Consider the following 23,294-nt stretch of genomic DNA (forward strand, 5'->3'; position numbering starts at 1 on the left):
ATATGCGGAGGAGTCCGGGTTATGCCGCATGTTGCCGCTACAGAGAGCTGTGAGCGGGAACCCGATCAAGCTGAAGTGAACAAACCGGCAAGTTGGCGAGCCTCGCTTCCGCTGGTTCCTAATTGACAAGCAATTCCGCTTTGCCAAGGTCGCCGCTATGGGGACGGCGATCTCCCCATGAGGCGACATGCCCAAGCATCGCGTCCGGATTTCTGAGAAGGACGCTGCATGCCAACCGTCAACGACGGGTTTTCGCCAGACCGTTCAGCGCCTCTGCTGGGCGTGAGAAACCTGACCAAGCGCTATGGAAGCGATGGCACCGCGATCGACGGTGTGACGTTCTCTGCTGTCGCGGGCGAAATCCTCGGCATCATCGGTCCAAATGGCGCCGGCAAGACGACGTTGCTGGAAGCCGTTGCCGGACTTCTACCGGTGAATTCAGGCGACGTCTTTTGGCGCGGAGAGCCGCTGCACGTGGGCCGTCGACGCGACGTCCTGTTCTACCTGCCTGATGGCGTCCGTCCGTACCAGGACCAATCGGCCCTGCAGGTCGTGTGGTTTGTCGGCAGTGTCTTTCGACGGTCAGAAGCAGACATCAAGTCGACCATCGAAGCGCTCGGGTTACAGCCGGTGCTTCGAAAGCGCGTCCACGCTCTGTCAAAGGGCTATGCCCGACGGCTGATGTTGACCATCGGACTGCTCGCGCCGCATGACCTGTTACTGATGGACGAACCATTTGACGGATTTGACCTGCGGCAAACGCGCCACGTGATGGATCTATTGCGTGACCAGACGGCGCGCGGACGCACGCTGATTCTCTCCATCCATCAATTGCCGGACGCGGAACGGGTCTGTGACCGTTTCATCCTACTCTCGGCAGGGCAGGTGCGCGGATCCGGAGGACTTGCTCAATTGCGTGCGCAGACTGGACTGCCGAGCGGCTCACTGGAGGATATCTTCCTTGCACTCACGTGAGGCATACCTGCGGCCGACCGCACCGATCGTTCCGCTGCTCGCAAAGGAGCTCCGCGAGGTCACGGCCGGGCGGGCACTTTGGACCATGTTGCTGCTGGTCTGTCCGCTCGTCGGATACTCTTTCGTCCAGGCAGTCTCGCTCTACAGCGAGTCAAGCGCCGCGGCACTCCAGTCGCCAGTCCTGGCGAGGAGCCTGTCTCCCCTCGATGGAATCCTCGTTCCGACATTCGGCTCATTCTATGTGGCTGTGACGTTGCTATTCCCTTTCGTGGCGATCCGCGTGCTGGGCCAGGAGAAGGAAAGTGGCGCTTTGCGCCTGCTGGTCCAATTGCCGTACCGACCCTCGACGCTGATCGCCGCAAAATTCTGCGCCGTACTGGCAGCCTGGTTCATGGTGAGCATTCCTGCGCTTTCCGCGCTGGCCGTGTGGGCTATGTTGGGTGGCCATCTGGCTGCGCTCGAGACGCTGAATCTTATATTGGGTCATTTGCTCTACGGTCTTCTGGCCGGCGCCATTGGGCTGCTCGCCGCGGTTATCGCCGACAATTCGGCTACTGCAGCCATCATCGCGCTCGCCGTCACGATAGGATCATGGGTGTTGGATTTCACGCTCGCGGGCCGCTCTGGTCTGTCGGCCTGGCTTGCGCAATTGTCGCTAACCCAAACGCTGCGTCCCTTTGAGCAGGGACTCCTTTCGGCCGGCCTCGTGCTAGGCATAGCGGCCGTCATTGGCGGGCTCGCTGCGCTGACAGTTGTCTGGCTCCCTCCCGGTACATCGGTGCGGACGAAAGTCATCCGCTCTGTGTCTTGTGTGCTTGTGATTGCCGTTGCGCTCACCGCCGCGGCGCAGATTAGGGCATCCGTCGATCTCAGCGAGGATCGTCGCAACTCCTTTTCGTCTGCAGACGAACGTTTGCTCGCATCGCTTCGGCGGCCCTTGGTCATCAAGGTCAATCTCGCTGCCGAGGACCCCCGCTATATCGATCTTCGACGCAACGTCCTCGCGAAGCTCGAGCGCGCCATGCCTGACGTCACCGTTGTTCTCGCAAGCGAGCGGTCGAGCGTTGCCAATCCATCAGACGCCTATGGTCAGATCGAATATGTCTACGGTGATCGAACCGACGTAAGCCGTTCCACCAGTCCGCGGGAGATACTGCCGCTACTATATGCGCTCGCGGGCACGCAGCCGCCGGCGCCTAGCGTCGGCGAAGAGTACCCCGGTTATCCCCTGGTCGTCAGCGCAGACGCGGTGCTGCTGTGGTTCTTCGGCGGATTGCCGCTCCTGATCGTGCTCGCGTGGCGACGGATTCGCCGGCTCCCTCCAGACAAAGGCTCTCTCGTTCATCAAGGAGTTAAGCCATGAGATCCTGCAAGAAACTCGGAATGATCATCCTCGCGGCAATCGGCTTTGCGGTGCCGGCATTGCCCTGTTTAGCCGCGGAGCCAATCAAGATTGACCTCTCGAATGAAACCGTCGGTGGGGAACCAAAGTCGCTGGTGCCAGTGGTGGGCTTCTGGAGGATCGAGCAGGACGGCGGCAAGAAGGTGCTCACTGTCGATGGTCGGCAGTGGAAGGAGGGGCAATCGTCGGCAGGTATCGCCGAGAAGGCACGGGCTCTCTACGGTGAACGTTACGCTGAGTTTCTTGATCGCGTGCAGGCCTACGCCTACTATCCCTACGCGGTCGCGCCAAAAATCGAAAATTTCAGCGATGGCGAGATTTCGGTGCGCTTTGAAGGGTTGTCCGGTCGTATCGACCAGGGCGCCGGCATCCTATTCAATCTCAAGCCAAACGGGGACTACCTGACAGTCCGCGCGAACTGTCTGGAGAATAACATCGTGCTGTGGAAGTTCGAGAACGGCAAGCGCTCTTCCGTCAAATGGGTACGCAATACGCCGACCGCGACACGGCAGTGGCATGACCTCAAGGTCCGCGTCAAAGGCACGAAGGTGGAAGGCTATCTCGATGGCAAGCTCTATCTGGAGCACACGCTGACCCAACCGGTCTCGGGCCGGATCGGGCTCTGGTCGAAGGCCGATAGCCACATGTATTTCGCGGACTACACAGTAGCCGCCGGCGGCAACTGAAAGGATGACAACGGGGAGATTCGTCAGAAAAGGAGATGGATGAACAGGAAATGGATTCTGGCAGGCAGCGGCGCGCTGTTCGGGGCGGGCTGGTTTCGCGTGCGCCCCCTCCGCGCGACGTAGAGGCGTTGCGTCCGCAGCTCCCCTCGAGCGATTCCGCTGCTTCGAAATGAATGTTTATCGGCATTGACAAGTTGTCGCAGCCGGCTCTATTTCTTGGGTATGGGGAAGCGATCTCCCCATGAGGCGACATGCCCAAGAATCGCGTCCGATTTCACCAAGGGCGCATCATGTCTGCCGTTATCCCAATCACATCCAACAAATTCCCAGATCTTACTAGCGCGCTGCCGCCGGTTGGCACTCTGTGCGCCCGGATGCCACCCAGGCCATGCGTCGGGAGGTTGCCATGACCTATGTCGTGAAGCCGTTGTCCTGCGACCCGAGCCGCATCCGTGGGATGTCGGAGCGGATGATTATCAGCCATTACGAGAACAACTATGGCGGCGCGGTCAAACGGTTGAATCTGATCGACGAAAAGCTTGCTGAACTCGACTACGCGAGCGCGCCGGGCTTCCTGATCAATGGGTTGAAGCGCGAGCAGCTTATCGCGACCAACTCGATGATCCTGCATGAAGTGTTCTTTGATGGTCTTGGCGATGAGAGCGAACCGGGCGCAAATCTGAAGGAAGACCTTGCTCGCGACTTCGGTTCGTATGACCGGTGGCGGGCCGAATTCATTGCCATGGGCAAGGCGCTTGGCGGTGGCTCCGGGTGGGTGCTGCTGACTTGGTCACCCCGCGACCGCAAGCTCGTGAATCAGTGGGCGTCGGATCACTGCCACACGCTGGCCGGTGGCACGCCGATACTCGCGCTCGATATGTACGAACACTCGTACCATATCGACTACGGCGCCAAGGCCGCGAACTACGTGGACGTGTTCATGGCGGCGATTAATTGGCCGGCCGTGCAACGTGCTTTTGACGGGATACAGAAATGAGGCACGGCCTACGATGCGTTCGGTGGATTCTCTGTTCGGCCGCGCTGGCTTTCATAGCTGACGCTCGCGCCGAAGATCAGTTCAGGATGCTGGACGGAAAGCAAATCCGCGCTCGCGTTGTCGGCCAGGACATCACGGATGGGGCCCATTGGTTCATGTATCTCCGGCTGGATGGCGCTCTCGTCGGTTCAGAATCGGGAAGCTCTTGGACCGGGAACTGGAAAATTCGGAACGACAAGCTGTGTATGACGACGCCAAGCAGCCCATCGCTCGCGTGCAATGAAGTCTGGATGTCAGGGGCGTACATCAGGATGCGCGCCAACAAGGATGAGGAGACATTCGACGCAAGGGTTATGGCGCACCAAGCCAAGCAATGAACAGTGCGGACTCGCGATGCTCTGAAGCTGGCAAAGGGTCTTCGAGCTGCCTTAGACATGACGGCCAGCATCAAGAAGTCGCAGAACTGATCGATCCCATCGGCCAGACGGTTGGCCCACGTGATCGTGCCCTCAGGAAAGGAAGATCGAATGCGAAATGTGCCTCTTATACTGTCTATATTGGCTGGTCTCTTTGCGCTGAACGCGACGGCGCAGGCTCAAACATCCTGCAAGGTATGCGCGGAGCAGCAAAAGGCGTGCATGAAGAACTACGCCGGACCTGCCTGCAAAACCGAGTACCAAATGTGCCTTAAGGCCTGCAAGAAGTGAACGAGGCTTAAGTTGCGCAGCTTACATACAAGGAGCTTCATCGCGGTACTTGCCGGCATTGGGAGCCTCGTTGCTCTCGATGCCGGATTTGTTGCCGCGGAAAATCTCAAGAAATTATCTGGCGCGCAAATACGAGCAAAATTGTCGGGCAAGGAAGTGACCGACGAGGTCCATTATCGTGATGTCTATGAACACGACGGGACCCTCCGAAGCTATTCGATGGGCAGCAAGAAGCGCGGCAAGTGGACCATTCAAGGGGATGACCTTTGCATCGATCTTCCGGAGCCCGACGGCGGCTGTTTCGAGGTGACCGCGGCGGGAAAGAACGTCGTCCTGACGCCGAAAGGACTTGGCTCGCCGTCGGACGGCATTGTCCAGGCGATCTCCGATCCGAAGTAGTGGTCACCAATAGCCGATTTCTTCGAAGGATTTGAAATGACAACAACCACTATCCCCGAGCGTGGCCGTATGGCGGAGCTTACACTCTACGTCCTGCGTCTCGGCTTTCTTGGCTTCGGCGGTCCGGTTGCGCTCGGCATCGTGGAAATGCCAACGTGCAGGGGGGCATCGTATCTCTCGCGGTGCTCTTCCGCTGGAAGGTAAGCAATCCCGCGCTGATTGCGGCAACTGCAGTCGTTGGGCTTATCGCCCATCCGCTGCTGCAACCTGCGTGGTTGATGGTGAAATAGCAGTTTCTGCAAAGGGCAAGGGGGCACCTCGATCAATGTAAGGCAAAGTGGAACTAACAGGCAGCCATGTCTTTACACTCTGAGACAATCTGACCGACAGGTGCGAATCGAATGGCAAGCGCAAAGGATTGAAGCGGTAGGCAGCCGCCCGGACAAAACTAAGTTCGCTCTGCGGTACACAACCTCTCGCATTGAGCCGTGAGTGCGCTCGGATGGCGAAGAATGGACAACAACAGAGCTTAAGACGGGAGCTCGGGCCGATAACGGCAACCCTCTTCACCGCCGGCATGATGGTTGGCATCGGTATCTTTGCCACGATCGGTGCTGCCACGGCAGCCGCAGGGAGCGGCATCCCGATTGCCATACTCCTCGGTGGCAGCGTTGCCCTTGCCACCGGTATCAGCGCCACACAATTGGGTGTGAACAATCCGACTGAAGGGGGCGCTTTCACATGGGCGCGCGATGTCCACCAGCCTACGCTTGGCTTCATCGCAGGCTGCGGGTATCTCGGGAAGAACCTCATCTCGATGAGTGTGATCGCGCTTGCCTTCGCCACCTACCTGGGACAGGTCATTCCGGGGATTCCTGTTCACTTCGTCGCGGCTGCTGGGGTGGTGGCCATCACCATTCTGAACCTGTTTGGAATCCAGCTGACGTCGCGGGTGCTCATCAGCCTTCTGCTCTTGGTCATCGCTGTGCTCTCGATCTACGGAGCATTCTCGCTACAGGCGATCGAGCAGGGCCATTTTGTACCAGTCTTAGGTGCTAATGGGCTTATGGGCATCGCCAGTGGCGCAGCTATCTTTTTTTGGACCTGGGATGGCTTTATGCGGATGGCCATCATGGCCGGGGAGGTCAAGGAACCGCGTCGCACCATTCCTGTCGCCATCATTGGAGGTGTAACAATCGCGGCAGTCATGTTTGTCGGCGCGGCAGCAGTCACTCTCGGCGTGCTCGGGGCAGATGAGGTCGGCGCGCAGGATACCCCTCTGCTTGGTGCCGCCTTGAAGGCAATCGGCCCGTGGGGCAAATGGGTCATCCTGGCCGGCGCGATCGTCGCTGCGCTTGCGGAGATCCTGGGCGATATGCTGAGTGCTTCGCGTGTCGTTCTGCCGATGGCAGAGGCCCACGAGCTCCCGAGCTGGCTGGGCAAAATTCACCAGCGTTCACGGACGCCTCGTCGTGCAGTCATCGGCCTTGGCCTGCTCAGTGCAAGCGCCGCTCTCATCTTTGATCTTCGGCCACTCATCGAAGTTGGTGGCTCCTTTATGCTCGTCTGGTATTTCATCACGCACTATGCTGCGCTGAATCTGCCGGTCCGGAAGCGCCACTATCCGGCGATCTTCTCGTGGTACGGCATCGTGGGCTGCATCGGATTGACCATAGCGATGCCTCACGCCGCAGTCCTCGCTGCGGTAGGAACCCTGACCATATTAACGCTGGCCCGTCTGGCGCTTCATCGTCTGCACCCGCAATGGCGGTCTGCCTGATCGTCGTCGGCTGAGACGCAAGGCGCTTACGCCAGTTGGCGCAGGGCTCGCGCGGCCGTCGTGTACCTGAGCAGCGGACCTTCCTCCGGATCATCACCTTGGAAATGAATCGCTGCGCCAGCCGGGATTCTGCGTGGCTTTCCGTAGTGCTTCACGGAAGCGGTCTCGACCACTTGTAAACGGGAGTCCTCTGCGAACGCGGTCAGAGCGGCCAGTTCGGCAGTGCTCGCGCCGCCGGAGCGCCAGGACGCCTCGAACACTCCGGATCGCCATTTTCCGGTCCCATCAATGCCTTGTCCAACATCATAGTTTCGGCGTGAGGCCAGGAAGCCCCGATATCTGGCGGCATTCCGATCGTATATTCGAGCTTGATCTACAGCCAGCCTTGCCTCCATCTCCATGGGAAGACTGTCGAGCGCCGACCAGTCGCCGCGAACGCAAATGATGTGCGAGCCGCCATAGACCCGAAGTCCATGATTATTGGTAACCGACCGTTGCGTGCCGTGATAGGCGATCGACCGGTCGCCGATCATCGTGCAACCGACGCTTCGGGTTACGACTTGACGCAGGTTGACCTCGAGCGACAGGCCGTGAGCTGCCAGCTTATCTGTCGGGAATTTCTCCAGGTAAGCTTCCAGTTCATCAATGTTCGTGATGACCGTCTGTCCATGACCTCCGTCGCCCAGCGGCTCCTTCACGCGAACCGGCCCTATCGCCAATAGCCGCTTGACCGCCAGCCTTGCACCGCCGACGTCAAATGCGGTGTAGCCCGGCAGAACCGCATCACGGACACCGTCTCCGAAGGCAAATGACCAGCCGCGCGGCCGGGCCGCGTGCTTTGCGACAAGGGGATGCGTGATGGCCTTCGTCTTGACGAAGGAATATGGCACCACGGCGCCGTAGAGCTGATGCGGAGACTGAATTCCGAGATCTCGCGCCTCGTCGAGCATGAGCGTGTCGCTGGGAACGAAGAAAAGACCAGCGGCCACATGCGTCTTCGGGCCGTATTCGCCTACAAATCGACAGCCTTTAAGGCGCGCGATGCTCTCAGCCACCACGGAAAGCGTGACCTTCTCGTGGGCGTACATCGGCGCGCCCAGACGAGGGAAGAGGCAGGCGACCGCGCAGATTCCGTGCTGTTCGCGCGCAATCTCACGAACCGCGGATGGCCGCGTTTGGCGCGATCGATGCTGAAGCAGATGAGGGAATGTGGGTCGGTCCATGCGCAACCACCTCGACAACCGAGCATTGGCCAGTGCTTGGACGGAACCGTCTGATGGGGAGACTGCACATCCCCATTCAGATAACGTAGATCACTGCAAGATGTGCCAAGGGTAAAAGGTAATATGCTCACTGTCAGCGCGCTGAAGCGCTTGCATATCGTGGTCTCGTTCGAACTCGCGGATGGAGAATGTATTGCGTTGCAGGGCCCGTCGGGCGTCGGCAAGAGTTTGCTGCTCCGCGCCATTGCCGATCTCGATCCGAACGAGGGCTCCGTCGAGCTGGACGGGATGTCGCGGGAAACGATGTCGGCCCCTGTTTGGCGCAGGCAGGTGACCTATGTAGCTGCCGAACCTGGCTGGTGGGCTGACACGGTGCAGGAGCACTTTACCGACTGGGATCTGGCCACTCCGTTGGTGGATCAGTTGGGGCTGCCAGCGAGTTGCGGAACCTGGCCCATCCGGAGACTTTCTACCGGCGAAAAGCAGCGCCTTGGCCTCGTACGGGCTCTGTTGCTGCATTCGCGGGTGCTTCTGTTGGACGAGCCCACGTCGGCGCTTGACGCGGCATCGACCGCATCCGTGGAAGCCCTGGTTGCCGCGCGTGTCTCGGCCGGAACAAGCGTCCTATGGAGCACTCACAACAGTGGCCAGGCTCGTCGCGTCGGATCTCGTCTGTTCGTGATGGCGAGCGGCGGCCACCTCGAGGAGCACTCGCTTTGAGTTACATCCAGCTGGCTTACAGCGACCTCATATTGCCTGCGCTCCTTGTTGTCATGAATGGCGCGCTCTCGCTCGCGCTGCACCTGAAGCTTGAACGACAGCTTGCCCTTGCGACCATGCGAATGGTGATCCAGCTCGTACTCGTTGGATATGTGCTGACGTTTCTGTTTGCCGTGGTCTCTCCGTTCTGGACGGCACTCGCCGCCTTCATCATGGTCTTGTTCGCATCGCGAGAAATCGTCGCCCGTCAGAAGTGACGGCTGGAGGGTCTTTGGACCTACGGCTTGGGGGCAGGCTGCACCCTGCTCGCCGCCGGTACCGTCACGACGTTTTCGCTGCTCTCGCAGCTCCGTCCCGAGCCCTGGTATCATCCACGCTACGCTCTGCCGCTGTTGGGAATGATCCTGGGCAACACCATGACTGGGGTCAGCCTGGGCTTGGATGTGCTCGTCAATGGCGTGGTGCGCGAACGAGCCGCGGTGGAATCCTGCCTCGCCTTGGGAGGTACCCGCTATCAGGCGCTCCTCCCGGTGATCCGCGATGCACTGCGAAGCGGCTTCATGCCGACCATCAACGGCATGGCTGCAATTGGCCTGGTCTCTCTACCAGGGATGATGACCGGCCAGATCCTCGCGGGCGTCGAGCCCGTCGATGCCGTCAAATACCAGCTACTGATCATGTTTCTGATTGCAGGCGGAACGGGTTTGGGCACGCTTGCGGCAGTCATCGGCGGCGGACGTTTGCTAACTGATCATCGACACCGATTGCGCCTGGATCGGATCGCCAGCGAAAAATTGCCGTAAGTCATCGCAAATCAATGAGATGGCGTAACACGTTCGGGATGGATTGCTCACATTCGAACAGATCGATGATGTCGTCGGCGGGGAGTCGGCGGGTCTCCAGCCGAGCATGAAAATGATCCAGGGCCTGACAATCAAAGCCCCAGTGGCCCAGCGCGCTCGGTGCGTTCGACAAGACTTCATGAGCGCGCTCGCGAGCACTTTCGGCATGAAGGCCAAAGCGGGCAACCTGTCCCATGTCGTAGATTCGCGTTTGCTCCGTCGCCCGTCCCAGCAAGCTCTCATCAAGAATCAATGCAAGCCACAGCAGAAAATATCCGTGATAGTCGATGCGATATGGAGTCATTTCGAGTGGCTTGAGTTCGAGGCGCAGGTTTTCCTTTGGATGAATAGAAATAGCCGGGGCAATGGTGCTGCGGTGATAGGTGCGCACAGATTTTCCGACCTTACCGCGCATCCGCCAAAGGTCACCGCGATATAACGGCGAGGCAACGGTGAGGGCGGTGAGGGCAGGGGCGTAATAATTCACCTTGCCATGTAGCTCGTGCAGGTCCAATCGTTCCGCCACGTCGGAGGGCACGCTGACATTGATATCCGGCCCGTACGTGGTCATTGCCTCCATGGCCCACTGCCAATGATCGTATCGCCGCTTGTTCTGCGGCCCTTCAAAATGGTCCTCAATCGGATGGAAGGAGAGGATTGCCGCACGGTATCCATGCTCGGACAGTGACCGCTGCATCCGGCCGTGAAGCGTAACGAATCCGTCGATGCACTCTTCGATTGAATTGCACACCGGAGTACGAATCTCGAGCCCCTTCGGCAACAATGCCGTGGGCACCAAATTCGGCCCGGGAAGCTGATAGCCCTCGACAACGAATGGCATTCTCTTGCGGTGAAGGGGGATGAGATCAAGTCCATTTTGATCAAAGTCTCGGACTTCAATTGTCTCCAGAATTGCATTGAGTTCTTCAAACCGAAGTTCGGGATGCCATAGCGGACGGCATGATGCATCCACCAGAAGGAACTCCGTTTCCAAGCCAAAGTGAAAACCTGAACGGTGGCGGGTCATTTGCTCTTGGCTCTGAAGCCATCACAAACCATCGATGCCGGAGCCACTCCTGCGGAGACTGCTGTTCGATAACGGTCGTTACAGGCCGGCCTTCCGCATGCCGCGATCAACTCGTTGTGAAGGGTGAGGGCCCTTTCGGAATGCACGCACCTGCATGAGGGAATTTTCGGCACTACCCGGTCATTCGATTAGGCCTTCGGAATTACATGACCTGGATTACGAGGACGAGGAACCGCCATCGGAACGGCGCATTGGAGTTTTGGCAGAGTGGGAGAGGTACGATGGGAGCAAGTTCAATGTGGTGCTCTCGTTTCCGCCTGGCTGCGCTAATTGCAGCCGTTGCGGTGGTCGGCCTCGTCGCGGCGACCTTTGACGTAAGGGGTGCCACGGATGACTTGTTGGCCCAAGCGCAGCAAGTCTTCCAGCCACTGCCCAAGGATATGGCGACACCGGAGTTCCCGATCGCGCCCGAGCGTGTTGAACTCGGTCGCACGTTGTTTTTTGATCCCCGCGTCTCAGTGGACGGCACCACGAGCTGCGCTCGCTGTCATCAGCCTTCCCTTTACGGAACGGATGGCTTGGCTAAACCGCACGGCGCACACGACAAGATCAATCCACGCAACGCGCCGACCATTCTCAATGCCGCCCTGCAGTTCAATGCACATTGGCGCGGCGACAGGAAGAACGTCGAGGATCAAGCGACACAGGCGTTGGTCGGCCCGACAAGCTTTGGCAACCTCGACTATGCGTCCGCAATGAACAGAATTAAGGGTATTCCCGGTTATCTGGGGATGTTCGAAAGGGCATTTCCGGGAGAAACAGATTCTGTAACGCCGGACAATTGGGGCAAGGCAATCGGCAGCTACGAGCGCGCGCTGGTCACGCCGTCTCGCTTCGACCAATATCTTTCTGGGGATGCTCGGGCCCTTTCAGCTACAGAACAGCGCGGCTTGAGAACCTTCCTCGAGACCGGCTGTACAGCCTGCCACAATGGCCCTGGTGTCGGAGGAGGCAGCTTCCAGAAATTCGGAATTGTCGAAGATTACTGGAATGAGACGAAGAGCGCCGAGATCGACAAGGGCCGCTTCGATGTGACCCATGACGAAGCCGACATGTACGTCTTCAAAGTGCCTGTTCTGCGCAACGTGGCCGTGACGCCGCCTTACTTCCACGACGGATCGGTCAACGCGCTACCTGAAGCGGTGCGGATTATGGCGAAGGTACAGTTGGGCAAGGATCTTGCGGAGCAAGATGTCGCGGACATCGTAGCTTTCCTGGGAAGTCTAACCGGAGAGTTGCCGGATCATTTTCGCAACGCCCCAGTGCTGCCCCCCAACGCCTTCGAAGCTGCAGGGGATCAAGCAACTGGGGAGGGCCGGTGAACGTCAGCCAGACCGCGGACCAACGGTGGATTGAGCAGGTAATTGGCGGAGCTCTCACCAGCTGACGTCGCCGTCTCACGATCACTTCTCTTCAAACTGGAACCCGGCGAGAACCAGGGTGCGCCCATGCTGCGGCCTGATCAACGCCGGCCCGCGGTCTTTCGGTACGAGCCTCAATGCTGCTTGCGATAGTCCGATCTTTCCATTCACTGGCGCGAGGGCTGCTTAGCAGGCGGGCCGCTCTTATTGCCCGGCAGTCCCTTAATGTTCGACGGGTCCTGCATCCGAACCGTCGGGTTCTCCTGGTTCGTCGTCGAGCTAGAACCAACGGTGTCTCCAGGCTTGACGGCAGGACCGCTCTTGTTTCCCGGTTGACCCGGTATTCCTGCGCCGGAGCTCTGTGCGCTCGGAGCACCGGAGACGTCGGGTTTGGTCGTCTGCGCCAACACCGCTGAAGACAGAACCGTCAGCAGAAGGGCGACGGCACTTATAAGCAACTTCATGGCGCTTACCTCCTTACGAAAGGATTGTGTCAGTGCGAACGTGCGCCTGCTCAGCGCGTTCCGACCCCGGGTGAATTTAAAGAGCCGCGCATCCGCGAGTGACGCCAGCGCCTCGGCTCGGCAGAATGGGAGTATTGTCCTAATCGAACGGACAGTGCACTGATATTGTTGTAAGTTCCTTCGAGTTTCAGCTTCGGAACTGACGTTTGGAGGAGATTATCGCGCCTATATCCTGGGGGCGGACGGCCACATTCAGCTTCGCGTCGAACTCCATTGCGCCGACGAAAAAACGGCAAGTGAACGAGCCAAGCAGCTCGCTGATGATCATGACGTCGAGCTTTGGGAAGGCGCACGCCTGATCCGCACGCGCATCCAACGAATGCACATTGGCGTCATCCGGGCGGCCGCCTGGCGTCCCGTCCGTCCGGATGCGATAGGGCGCGGCGCCCGTTGTCCGGTCGGGCGGGCCACGCCCTATCCAGATTCGCCCTTCACCTAGTCGTGAGTTGGGTCCGCTGTCTGCGCGGGTCTACATCAAGGGTGGGTTGATCGAGACGGTCTCTCGCACCACGAGCGCTACAGGAGCAGGCCGACAGTGCCAGTGCCCGACGGGGCCAGCGCCGACAGTGCCAGCGTCCTTGCGGCCAGAGAAAGCGAGCATCAACCTCCGCGCCCCACGCGGCGCAAGCGCTTGCGTCCGCGGCTCGGGCGCGGTTGGTTGATAGGCCGTTTTCGTCTGATGATCCTATAACCCTTCGCGAGCCTCTTGCGCGGTGGTGCGACGCGATGGCGCTTGAGCCGCGTGCACCATGCCAATGTGAGCTTATCATGAGCGAAAGCATCTCATCGGTATTGCTCGATGCGCACCGCGCAAGAAGGCAAGGTCTCAATGCCATCGCGCAGCGACAACGCGCTCGGCTTGGCGAGGCCGTCGCCTTCGCTCGCGCCAACTCGCCCTATTATCGCGAGCTCTATCAGGGTCTACCGGAGCGGATTGAGAGTTCGTCCGTGCTGCCGGTGGCTCATAAGCAAGAGCTGATGCGTCATTTTGACGACTGGGTCACCGATCGCGAGGTTAGTTTCGCGGCAGTGCGAGCGTTCGTCGATAACCCTGAGCTGATCGGGCAACGCCTCCTTGGCAAATATTCAGTGGCAACCACCTCGGGCACCACCGGGACACCTGGAATATTCCTGTTGGACGAGCACAATTGGACGGTCACACTCGCTTTTTCGCTGCGCATGATGATCGGCGCGCTTAGCGCCAGCGACATGTTTCGTCTCCTCGTCTGCGGCGGCCGCGCGGCGTCGGTGCTTGCGATGGGGGGCCATTACATCGGCGCAACCAGCTTTGCTGCAATCCACACAAAATCGTCGGCCCAACGATTCCGGGCGCTCCCGGCACAGGCGCCGTTGCAGAATCTGGTCGCCGAACTCAATCGGTTCTGCCCGGCTCTGCTCATCGGATACGCCAGCGTCATGGCACTCTTGGCCGCCGAGCAGGATGCCGGTCGCCTACATATTCGGCCGGCGCTGGTTCTTCCGACTTCGGAAGGGCTTTCGCCGGACGGATACGACCGGATCGCAAGGGCATTCCACGCCAAGGTCCGGACTATTTACGTCGCGACGGAATGCCTGTTCATGGCGATCGGCTGTGAATACGGTTGGCATCACGTCAACAGCGATTGGGCGATCCTCGAACCCGTCGATGCGAGCTATCGGCCGGTGCCGCCCGGTGAGGAGTCGCATACGGTCCTCGTGAGCAACCTCGCCAATCGCGTGCAGCCGATCCTCCGCTACGATCTGGGCGACCGCATCCTGCAACGACCTGATCCCTGTCCTTGCGGCAACCCGCTTCCGGCGATCCGCGTGCGGGGCCGTGCTGCCGACATCCTCACGTTTCCAACCGAATGCGGCGAGAAAGTCGCAGTGCCATCGCTCGCGCTTGAGATAGATCATGTACCTGGCGTGGAGTTGCTTCAGATCGTGCAGACTGCGCCAACACAATTGCGCGTTCGGCTCCATCCCGCAGCCGACGCGGACCCAAACCGGGTTTGGCGGGCGGTGCATTCCGAATTGACCAAGCTATTGAACGAGCATGGGCTTGGTCAGGTGTCTGTTGAGTTGGCCCCCGAACCACCAGTCGCATCTTCCGCCGGAAAATACCGCACCGTCATCCCACTGGTTCTGAGCGCTTGAAAATCTTGAGAGCTTCGGGCGGATCGCGCTGCTGCTGCCCTACACCCGCATGTTTGCATTGAACGCGAAGCAACGAGCTGCCCGCTGTAGGTGAACGGTTGGCGATGGCCTTGTCAGCGCAGGCCGGCGTGAATCGGGAATTACGGTGCGCTGGCACCCGGCTTGAAAAGCACCTATAGGCCCCGAACTGCACCTAATCTTTTGCCCATCTCGGCAAGACAGCTTCGCGCGTTCAAGCGAACGAGCTCGCCGCCAATGGCGCCGACTTCAAGCCACATCTTGATTTCGGTTCGGGCCGTAGTCTTCCGGTTTTGACACAAATTAACCTGGTGTGGTGAAAGCTAGATACACTTCTCTTGGTTGCGAAGACGAGTCTGCGATTGCGATGAAGCTGACTTCGGCTGGCAGCAATGCTGCCGGAATGTTCAGTGCCTCACACACGCAGACTTCATGACAATGCTGGGCGGGCCGCGTCGATTGGCCTGCCTTTGCTGAGGCAGGCGCAGCGACCAAAGCCCATTGGAGATCCAGTCGTGGTCCGCTTGCATGTCGAACGCTTCATTCGTAGCCGAACTGTCCGACGATCCCTGGCGCTCGGCATCATCGCTCTGAGCGGATGGGCCCTGTTGCCGTATGTGACCTACAGAATCGCTCCCTCCGCCTTCGTCAACGCCGAGCTCATGCGCGTGACTGCACCGATCGCGGGTCAGCTCGCGCCTGATCTTCCACGCAAAGGTGAATATTTCCAGCGCAACCGGGTCGTGTCGCTGGTCGAGGCGCGTTCGCCGGATCGCCGGCACCTCATGGACCTCGATCAGCAGCTTGCCGTGTCCAGCAAGCGCGCAGAGCTCGCACGTCGGCAACTTGAGGAAATCGCCGAGCTCGATCGCAAGCTCCGCGAGCGCAGCGAGGACTATCGTTTGGGAGCGGTCGCACGCCTGAGCCACGAGATCGGAGAAACGGAGGCCGAACGAGGCGGCTGTCTCGCCGAGGCGCGGCAGCGGAACGATGTCGCGGGCCGGATGGAGAAGCTCGTCAAGCTCGGCATCAGTTCACAGATCCGTTCTTCCGAAGCCCAGGCTTCCCAGGAGGCAACCGCAACGCGGTGCCAGATGGCCGATGAACGCCTGCAGCGGTTCAAGACGGAGTTGGCGGCGGCTGAGAAGGGCATTTATCTTCGTGGCGATGCCAATGACGTGCCCTATTCTCAGCAACAGCGCGAGCGACTTGTTCTCCGTCGCCAGGAGCTCGAGACGGACCTGTTGCAAAACAGCTCACGTTCCGCGCAGCTGGCTGCGGAAATCACAGAGGAGCGCGCTCGACTTGATCGCCTTCAACACTACGATCTATCGTTGCCTGCGGCCCATGTGGTCTGGTCGGTCGCGGCCAGCCCGGGCTCGATGGTCACGGAAGGGCAATCGGTCTTTGATTTTGCAGATTGCGAACGCCGATTCATCGTCGTTGAACTGCCCGAGCGCGATTTCGAGAAGATCAAGCCTGGAGATGCGGCGACTGTCCGCCTGATCGGGAGTCGAGAGTGGAAGACCGGCCAGATCCGGCAAGTTCGCGGCTCGGCGGCGTACGCCGATGATCGACTGCTCGCGGCTCGGGTGCCGCGACCTGATCCGGGCAACATTACTGTTGAGATCTCGTTGCCGCCTAACGAGACGGCCGCCGACCACAACGGCTCCTGCGATATCGGACGGTTGGCCGAAGTGCGCTTCGAGCGCAGCTCCGACGGCCTGCTTCGATTGGTCAGCTCGAAGCTGAAATGGCTGACTGCTCGGCTGGACCTCGACCAGTCGTCGCTGTGAGCTAGAAATTCCGTGCAGGTCATGACTCTGTCTTTCGCTCAGCTGTTCGCGCCGATGTTGGGCGTCTTTGCGGCTATGTACCTGTTGGCGCCAACCTTTGCAGTCACGCGCCTTTGGGCGCGTATCGCGATTTTTGTCGCGGTTTGGCTTGTCGTTGCCCGCTATCTCGAATGGCGCATCTTCACCACAGTGCTGCCGGCAAGCGGGACCTGGTATCAGGTCGGCTGGATCTGGCTCTGTCTCTTCGTCGAGCTCCTGACCTTCACGGATCAGTTCATTCTCTATCTGACCTTCCTTCGCAGGACCGATCGCCGCAGCGAGGCAGATCAGCACGAACGTCGGCTTCGCGGCCTGCCGGATGATGAGCTTGCCTCGGTCGACGTCTTCATTCCAACCTATGACGAGCCGTTCGAGGTACTGGAAAAGACGATCACGGGCGCACTATGTCTGGACTATCCAAACTTCCAGGTCTGGGTCCTGGATGATGGTCGCAGGCCCTGGCTGAAGGAACTCTGCGAGCGCAAGGGTGCCGGGTATCTCACCCGTTCCGACAATGTGAATGCGAAAGCAGGCAATATCAATCATGCGCTGACGATGACGCATGGCGAGTTCTTCGCGATCTTTGACGCGGACTTCGTGCCGCAGCGCAATTTCCTGGTGCGCACAATGGGCTTCTTCGCTGATCCAAAGATCGGAATCGTTCAGATCCCGCACGCCTTCTACAATGAGGACCCGATGCAGGCGAATCTCGGCCTGCACAGGGGACTGCCGGACGAACAACGGTTCTTCTTCGATAGCATCATGCCTGCGCGCGACGGCTGGGATGGTGCGTTTTGTTGTGGATCCAACTCCGTCACGCGTCGTGCAGCACTCCGCGCGGTAGGCGATTCCTTGCCGACCCAGTCCATTACGGAAGACATCCTGCTGACGCTGGTCCTGCTGCGCAAAGGATACGTCACCCGCTATCTTTGCGAACCGCTGGCAATTGGATTGGCACCGGAAAGCCTTGGCGCCTTTTTTGTGCAACGGCAACGCTGGGCGCGTGGCGCGATCCAGACCCTGTATCTCGCCGCCGGCCCGCTCGGCCCTGGACTGAGCTTGATGCATCGGCTCCTCTTCTTTCCGACGCATTGGCTCTCATTGGGCTTGCGGGCGCTCATGGTCGTGGTCGTTCCGATCGTGTTCATGTGGACCGGCCTCGCGCCTGTGGTCGACGTCACCCCTGAGTCGGTCTTCTATTACTTGTTCCCCGCGATCCTGGCGCTTAACGGTGGTATCTCCTGGTTCGCGCCGTACGCGCATTTTCCACTGGCTGCCCAGGTGTCGGCGACCATCCAGAGCTTCAAGATTCTACCGACGGTGCTCGGGACTCTCGTCAAGCCGAAGGGACATGCGTTCAGGGTGACGCCCAAGGGAGCCGCCGCGCGGTGCACAAGCTATGCCACGGAGATATTCTGGCCGTCGGCGGCCCTGATGGCGTTGACGGTTGTCGGCCTCGTTCTGAACACCATCCCGGAATGGCGGATTATCGATCATCCCGCCGCTTTACCGATGGTCGCCTTCTGGTCGGTCGTGAACATCGTCGTGCTGTTCTTCGTCTGCATGACCTCGCTACAGGCGCGGATGGGACGTTCCGAGGAACGCTTCGATGTCGACGAATCAGTCTTGATCCATACTGAGACCGGTGAGCTGCTTTCCGGGCGCATGAGCAACATCTCTCTTTCCGGCGCCGGCGTCCTGCTCGATTCCGGCATCGACTGTCCTGGTAGCGGAGAACCGCTACGCGTACACATCATGCAGGTCGGCTGGGTCGACGCGATGATCGTGCAACAAAGGGGTCAGCTCGTCGGGGTGCAGTTCAAATTGCCGCAGTCGCTCGAACGAGACCTGTTGATCCGCAAGCTCTTTACCGTCGCCCGCTTGAAGGAGAACAGTGTTATCGCATGGTCGGTGAACAGAACGATGCTCAAGAGCATCTGGTCAATGGCCGCGCCGTTGCCTCAGCTTGAGACAGGTGGCGCGAAACCCGCGGCGCCTTCGCCGGCTGAGCGTCTGCCGGCCGAGAGCCTGGTCATCCGGCCTCAACCGCGGATCGGCGATTTGGCACATCTCGCCGGAGCTCGAAGCCTGCATCCGACGAGTTTCACCAGAACCTTTCCTTAGCCGGGTCGGCGGCTCGGTACTCCAAGCCATCGGCTGAGCTGATGATGTTGATCCCTGTGCTCATCGACCTCCGCGAGCTGTCGATCGCACAAACCGGCTCTCGATGCGGTCAGCCGACTTCCATGTTCTGCCACAAACCTCAACCGGAAATGGGCAAGCCTGTCATAACCCCGAATCGTCCTGGGTCTCAGGGGTAGAGGGAACATCTCTTGTCCGATCATCGCAGCGATTTTCGCCAAGGGCGTCTGACGTTCTGGGCATCCGTATTTGTGGCGGTCGCCTGCGTGGCGATTGTCGCAGTCAGCGGCTGGCGGGAGTGGTCCTCGCGACAGGCGACGTTGAAGAGCTCCGAGACCGACATGGCCAATCTGGCCCGATCGCTGACGCAGCACGCGGACGACACCTTCGAGCTCACCGACACCGTTCTGAACGTGCTGGTCGGCCAGCTCGAACTGGAAGGAACTGGCCCTGCGGCAATTGCCAAGATTCAGACCTTCCTTTCCCGGCGCAAGGCCGCGAATCGAATCCGGGCGGTGTTCATCTATGACGAGACCGGACGCTGGCTCGCTACCAGCGAGCCCGTGGAGTTCGCCGGCCTCAACAACAGCGACCGCGAGTATTTTCAGCATCATCGTGCCGTGGCTGACCGGGGAACCTTCATTGGACATCCGGTGAGGAGTCGATCAGGCGGGCAATGGATCATCACAGCGTCGAGACGCTTCAATCATCCTGACGGCAGTTTTGCCGGCGTCGCCCTCACCACAATCAACGTTGATTACTTCCTGCAGTTTTATAGCGGGTTCGACGTTGGCCAGAATGGTTCAGTTGCGCTGGCGGCTGCAGACGGCATTGTCCTCGCACGTAGCCCGGACAACGGATACACAGGCCGCGATCTGTCTGGCGCCCCGCTTTTTAGGAATCTCCGCGAGCGGCCGGTTGCGGGCGCCTACTACTTCACGTCGCCTCTCGACGGGGTTCGGCGTCTGAGCTTTTATCAACGGAGCAGTCGCTATCCTGTTCTCGTGGTTGCCACCGAATCGGAAGACGATGTCTTGGCCCCCTGGCGCAGAGCCGCTCTGGGGCGCATGGCTGCAGTCCTGGGACTGGCAGGAGGGCTGGCGGTTGCGGGGCTCTTGCTGGTGCATCAGCTGCACCAGCGGCAAAAGATGGCCGCAGCTCTGGTCGCCAAGGAGGCGGATTTTCGCCTCCTCGCAGAGCAGTCGGGCGATATGGTGATGCGCATCGCGATCGATAGGCAGATCCTCTATGCGTCGCCGTCCAGCGCCCAGATTCTTGGCTGGGCTCCGAACGAGTTGGTGAATACGTCAGCTCTCGCCGGGATAAATCCCGCGGACCTGGCACGGGTCGAGCAAACCATCTCCGCGTTGATGGACGGCGAAGCCGAAGAGGCGAGAATCGCATATCGCACCCGTCATCGCGAAAAGATCGAGGTCTGGATCGAAACTGCGCTGCGCGTCACCAGGAGTGTGCAGAGCGGAGACATCAACGGCGTGGTGGCGATCTCGCGCGACATGACCGAACGTAAGGATCTTGAGGATAAGCTGTCGGCTCTCGCGATTTCGGATGGCCTGACGTCATTGGCAAACCGCAGGCACTTCGACGAGCGGCTGGCGGCGGAATGGGATCGGGCCAGGCGTGAAGGAACGCCTTTATCGCTGTTGCTGATCGACGTCGATCATTTCAAGAGCTTCAACGATCAGTACGGACATCAGGCCGGTGATGCGTGTCTTCGCTCAATCGCCAGGGTTCTGGCCGAGCAGGCCAGACGTCCGGCAGACGTGGCAGCCCGCTACGGTGGCGAGGAATTCGCCTTGCTGTTACCGAATACTGATGCAGGAGGGTGCGAGCAGGTCGGCGAGCAAATTCGGCAAGCGATCCAGGAACTCGGCATCCTGCACGCGTTCAACCCACCGTCCAAGCAGGTCACTGTGAGCATTGGCGGCGCAACGCACGTGGCGCTGACCGACAAAGCGGATTGCTCGTCACTGATAGCGGCTGCGGACAAGGCGCTCTATGTCGCCAAGGAGAGCGGACGCAACGGCCTCGTGATGTCAGGGCAAATCATCGCGTGGCCCGGCTCGATACGGGCTTGAAAGGGGCAGCAATCAGACCAGCGCCATCGCAGCACCCGCAGCGGCGCTGAACGCGACGACGACGAGCGGAGGAGCGCGCCAGGCGACCAGCAGGACGAAGCCGACGAGCGCGATGCCGAAGTCCCGTGGCGAATGCACGGTCGCGGTCCATACGGGATCGTAGAGTGCTGCCCCCAAGACGCCGACGACCGCGGCGTTGACACCCCGCATCATGGCCTGGGCGCCGGCGCGCTTGCGGAACGAATCCCAGAACGGCAAGGCTCCGAGCAGCACTAGTATCCCGGGCAGGAAGATGCCGACGAGGCCGAGAGCCGCGCCCGCGAGCCCATTCGGCTCGGCAGAAACCACCGTGCCCAGATAGCCCGCGAAGGTGAAGAGCGGGCCGGGGACGGCCTGAGCGGCACCATAGCCGGCGAGGAATGCGTCGTCGCTCAACCAGCCCGGCGCGACGAATGCTTCGCGCATCAGCGGGAGCACGACATGGCCGCCGCCGAAGACGAGCGCGCCCGTCGGCGAGAAGCTGAAGGAAAGCGATCACAGGAAAGAAGGATGAGGAGGTCACGCCACCTCTGAAACGATTCACTAACTCGCAAAATGTCGTGTCGTCTTTCGTGACGACGCCAGGCGTCGCCTATTCGGCGATATCACCTACAAAGGTCGACGGCGGCATAGTCGCGGAACCAAAGCCTTTGCGTTCGCATTGCCGTCGCTGAACTCGCCGCGGAAATGCCCGACTGGCGGCGTGTGGCCGAGCGCCTGACGGTGGAGGACGATGAGGGACAGTGCGTCGGAGATCGCCGAGATCAGGGATGGCGTTCACCTCTGCATCGACATGCAGAATATTTTCGCTCCTGGCGGGCTCTGGGCGACGCCGTGGATGGAGCGCGTCCTGCCGACGATCGCCTCGATTGCGGCGCGCCATCCGGCCAGAACGATCTTCACACGCTTCATCACGCCGCAGGATCCGGAAGACCGTCCGGGCCAGTGGCAGAGCTATTTCCAGCGCTGGCACCAGGCGACCCGAAGACATCTTCCGCCATCCGGGCTCGAACTCGTGCCGGCCTTGGCCGGGTTCGTTCCGCCGGCGGCCGTCATCGACAAGCCGGCCTATTCCGCATTCAGCAATCCCGGTCTTGCAAGCCTGTTGATCGGAAAGAACGTCGGCACGTTGGTGATCACCGGGGCCGAGACGGATGTTTGCGTGCTGTCGACGGTCCTGAGCGCCGTCGATCTCGGCTTCAGGGTCGTCATCGTCGAGGACGCGCTGTGCAGCTCGTCCGACGTCGGGCACGATGCGCTCATGACGATGTACCGCACTCGCTTTCACGGCCAGGTCGACCTCGTCACCGCGGAGGAGCTGGCGGAATTCTGGCGGGAGTAGATTCGCTGGACATTCCGACGCAGCGCGTCGGCCGATTCACATAGCCTAATGCACGGGTCATCCGGAGCGGCCAGACTATGCCGGCTGGAAAGGGGGCTGCGATGACGATGGATCGCATTGAACAAGCCTTTGTCGCGACCGCGATTACGGGTTTCCTGGTGATGATGGGAGCGATCATCTGGATGATGATGGACTAACGGCCGGGAAGGGTCCTGTCTTGCGCGTCGCGCTACCTTACGCCGCAGTTATCCTGTGCCTGGCGGTGACCGTCTGGATCGCCTTCGCGCATTTGTTCTGATCGTTGTCGGCTGCGATCTTCCGAGGCAGCGGTCTTGTGCGGATGCTGCCTGTCCCGGTGGGGCGGGTTGCGGCGCTCTTGCTCCAGCTCCTCGCGCAGGCGCTGAGCGCTCACGAGATGATCGCTGCTGCGCAGCAGCGCCATGGCCTCGCGCACCAGCTCCTGCGAATGGCTCAGGAGTTGCCTGTCGACGGCGGGATCGGGTGCGTAGATCATTGAACGTCACTCTCTGTTGCGAAGAAGTGGTTAGGAAGACGCGCCGCGCTGGCGTCATGCTCGCCGGTCGCCAATGAGCCTAGCCAGATTCCGTGCCATGGCCACGATATCGATCGGCTTCTCCCAGAGCGGCACGTCCTGGAATTCCGGCTCGATGCTGATCTTCTCGTACCCCGTCGTGAACACGAAGGGCACATCGCGCGCCCTGAGCTCCCTGGCGATCGGAAAGATCATCTGGGTCCGGATGTTGACGTCGAGCACCGCGGCATCCAGAACGCCGCCATTGTGCAGCATCGCGACTGCATCCTCGATGTGACCGACGGGACCGGCAATCTCTGCGCCGAGCTTGCGCAGGGCATTGCCGATGTCGTCGGCGAGGAAATATTCGTCCTCGACCACCAGGATGCGGCGCCCCGTCAGCGGCGTACCTGCAAGAAACGACGCGGGCGAAACTGACATTGATCCCCTC

Annotated in this window: 20 protein-coding genes and 2 pseudogenes; 14 read left to right on the forward strand and 8 right to left on the reverse strand. The window is 60.2% G+C overall.

The features are described from left to right. Positions 1–228 precede the first annotated feature (228 nt). From XH85_RS20625 to XH85_RS20640, 4 genes are all read left to right on the forward strand, one after another. The gene (locus XH85_RS20625; RefSeq protein WP_164940797.1) at positions 229–975 is read left to right on the forward strand and encodes an ABC transporter ATP-binding protein; all 747 of its coding nucleotides are present in this window, start codon (positions 229–231) and stop codon (positions 973–975) included. Further along, positions 917–2,338 (forward strand): ABC transporter permease subunit, encoded by a 1,422-nt coding sequence (locus XH85_RS20630; protein WP_276486194.1) that lies wholly within the window; start codon positions 917–919, stop codon positions 2,336–2,338. The genes XH85_RS20625 and XH85_RS20630 overlap by 59 nt, the downstream gene beginning before the upstream one ends. Positions 2,339–2,358: 20 nt before the next feature. Beyond that, complete coding sequence (locus tag XH85_RS20635) at positions 2,359–3,063, forward strand: LamG domain-containing protein (RefSeq protein ID WP_245473322.1); 705 nt, start codon at positions 2,359–2,361, stop codon at positions 3,061–3,063. 406 nt (positions 3,064–3,469) lie between these two features. After that, a complete protein-coding gene (locus XH85_RS20640; protein ID WP_128933248.1) occupies positions 3,470–4,060 on the forward strand; it encodes a superoxide dismutase in 591 nt (196 codons plus the stop codon). An 8-nt stretch (positions 4,061–4,068) separates the two neighbouring features. On the opposite strand, the gene XH85_RS45235 is transcribed toward XH85_RS20640, so the two are convergent. Continuing rightward, positions 4,069–4,209 carry a hypothetical protein gene (locus XH85_RS45235; RefSeq protein WP_164940798.1) on the reverse strand — a complete coding sequence of 47 codons (141 nt, stop codon included), beginning with the start codon at positions 4,207–4,209 and terminating at the stop codon, positions 4,069–4,071. 699 nt (positions 4,210–4,908) lie between these two features. Here XH85_RS45235 and XH85_RS20655 point away from each other — a divergent pair. Together XH85_RS20655 and XH85_RS20660 are read left to right on the forward strand one after the other, a co-directional pair. Continuing rightward, positions 4,909–5,166, forward strand: a complete 258-nt coding sequence (locus XH85_RS20655) for a hypothetical protein (RefSeq protein WP_128933251.1) — start codon at positions 4,909–4,911, stop codon at positions 5,164–5,166. A 502-nt stretch (positions 5,167–5,668) separates the two neighbouring features. Beyond that, positions 5,669–6,946, forward strand: coding sequence for an APC family permease (locus tag XH85_RS20660; protein ID WP_128933252.1), 1,278 nt, complete (start codon positions 5,669–5,671; stop codon positions 6,944–6,946). Positions 6,947–6,972: 26 nt separating this feature from the next. On the opposite strand, the gene XH85_RS20665 is transcribed toward XH85_RS20660, so the two are convergent. Then, complete coding sequence (locus tag XH85_RS20665) at positions 6,973–8,034, reverse strand: DUF3182 family protein (RefSeq protein WP_164940799.1); 1,062 nt, start codon at positions 8,032–8,034, stop codon at positions 6,973–6,975. A gap of 258 nt (positions 8,035–8,292) precedes the next feature. Between XH85_RS20665 and XH85_RS20670 the strand changes: the two genes are divergently transcribed. Both XH85_RS20670 and XH85_RS20675 read left to right on the forward strand, forming a co-directional pair. Then, positions 8,293–8,889, forward strand: a complete 597-nt coding sequence (locus XH85_RS20670; protein WP_128933254.1) for an ABC transporter ATP-binding protein — start codon at positions 8,293–8,295, stop codon at positions 8,887–8,889. Beyond that, positions 8,886–9,692: pseudogene (locus XH85_RS20675) on the forward strand (ABC transporter permease). Before XH85_RS20670 ends, XH85_RS20675 begins: the two are co-directional and overlap by 4 nt. A gap of 1 nt (position 9,693) precedes the next feature. Here XH85_RS20675 and XH85_RS20680 read toward each other — a convergent pair. Further along, on the reverse strand, positions 9,694–10,758 hold the full coding sequence (locus tag XH85_RS20680; protein WP_128933255.1) for a glutamate-cysteine ligase family protein: 1,065 nt from the start codon (positions 10,756–10,758) through the stop codon (positions 9,694–9,696). 281 nt (positions 10,759–11,039) lie between these two features. On the opposite strand from XH85_RS20680, the gene XH85_RS20685 reads away from it, so the two are divergent. Then, on the forward strand, positions 11,040–12,140 hold the full coding sequence (locus XH85_RS20685; protein WP_245474177.1) for a cytochrome-c peroxidase: 1,101 nt from the start codon (positions 11,040–11,042) through the stop codon (positions 12,138–12,140). Between the two features lie 206 nt (positions 12,141–12,346). Here XH85_RS20685 and XH85_RS46760 read toward each other — a convergent pair whose 3' ends face one another. Together XH85_RS46760 and XH85_RS20695 are read right to left on the reverse strand one after the other, a co-directional pair. Continuing rightward, positions 12,347–12,643, reverse strand: coding sequence for a hypothetical protein (locus XH85_RS46760; protein WP_128933256.1), 297 nt, complete (start codon positions 12,641–12,643; stop codon positions 12,347–12,349). 187 nt (positions 12,644–12,830) lie between these two features. Then, positions 12,831–13,028, reverse strand: a complete 198-nt coding sequence (locus tag XH85_RS20695; RefSeq protein ID WP_128933257.1) for a hypothetical protein — start codon at positions 13,026–13,028, stop codon at positions 12,831–12,833. Between the two features lie 443 nt (positions 13,029–13,471). Here XH85_RS20695 and XH85_RS20700 point away from each other — a divergent pair, with 443 nt between their 5' ends. From XH85_RS20700 to XH85_RS20715, 4 genes are all read left to right on the forward strand, one after another. Beyond that, a complete protein-coding gene (locus XH85_RS20700) occupies positions 13,472–14,839 on the forward strand; it encodes a phenylacetate--CoA ligase family protein (protein WP_128933258.1) in 1,368 nt (455 codons plus the stop codon). Positions 14,840–15,372: 533 nt separating this feature from the next. Then, a complete protein-coding gene (locus XH85_RS20705; RefSeq protein WP_244551175.1) occupies positions 15,373–16,653 on the forward strand; it encodes an HlyD family secretion protein in 1,281 nt (426 codons plus the stop codon). A 21-nt stretch (positions 16,654–16,674) separates the two neighbouring features. Further along, positions 16,675–18,816 carry a glycosyltransferase gene (locus tag XH85_RS20710; RefSeq protein ID WP_245474260.1) on the forward strand — a complete coding sequence of 714 codons (2,142 nt, stop codon included), beginning with the start codon at positions 16,675–16,677 and terminating at the stop codon, positions 18,814–18,816. A 209-nt stretch (positions 18,817–19,025) separates the two neighbouring features. Continuing rightward, a complete protein-coding gene (locus tag XH85_RS20715) occupies positions 19,026–20,930 on the forward strand; it encodes a sensor domain-containing diguanylate cyclase (protein WP_164940801.1) in 1,905 nt (634 codons plus the stop codon). Positions 20,931–20,942: 12 nt separating this feature from the next. Here XH85_RS20715 and XH85_RS20720 read toward each other — a convergent pair. Further along, positions 20,943–21,452 (reverse strand): annotated as a pseudogene (locus XH85_RS20720) (chromate transporter); the annotation flags it as partial. Between the two features lie 250 nt (positions 21,453–21,702). On the opposite strand from XH85_RS20720, the gene XH85_RS20725 reads away from it, so the two are divergent. Further along, positions 21,703–22,311, forward strand: coding sequence for a cysteine hydrolase family protein (locus tag XH85_RS20725; RefSeq protein ID WP_128933260.1), 609 nt, complete (start codon positions 21,703–21,705; stop codon positions 22,309–22,311). 229 nt (positions 22,312–22,540) lie between these two features. Here the strand turns inward: XH85_RS20725 and XH85_RS20730 are convergent, their stop codons facing one another. Next, positions 22,541–22,825, reverse strand: a complete 285-nt coding sequence (locus XH85_RS20730) for a hypothetical protein (protein ID WP_128933261.1) — start codon at positions 22,823–22,825, stop codon at positions 22,541–22,543. Positions 22,826–22,879: 54 nt separating this feature from the next. Next, entirely contained in the window at positions 22,880–23,284 is a 405-nt protein-coding gene (locus tag XH85_RS20735; RefSeq protein WP_128933262.1) for a response regulator, read from the reverse strand. Positions 23,285–23,294 lie beyond the last annotated feature (10 nt).

The sequence above is a fragment of the Bradyrhizobium zhanjiangense genome, from assembly GCF_004114935.1.
GTDB classification, from domain to species: domain Bacteria; phylum Pseudomonadota; class Alphaproteobacteria; order Rhizobiales; family Xanthobacteraceae; genus Bradyrhizobium; species Bradyrhizobium zhanjiangense.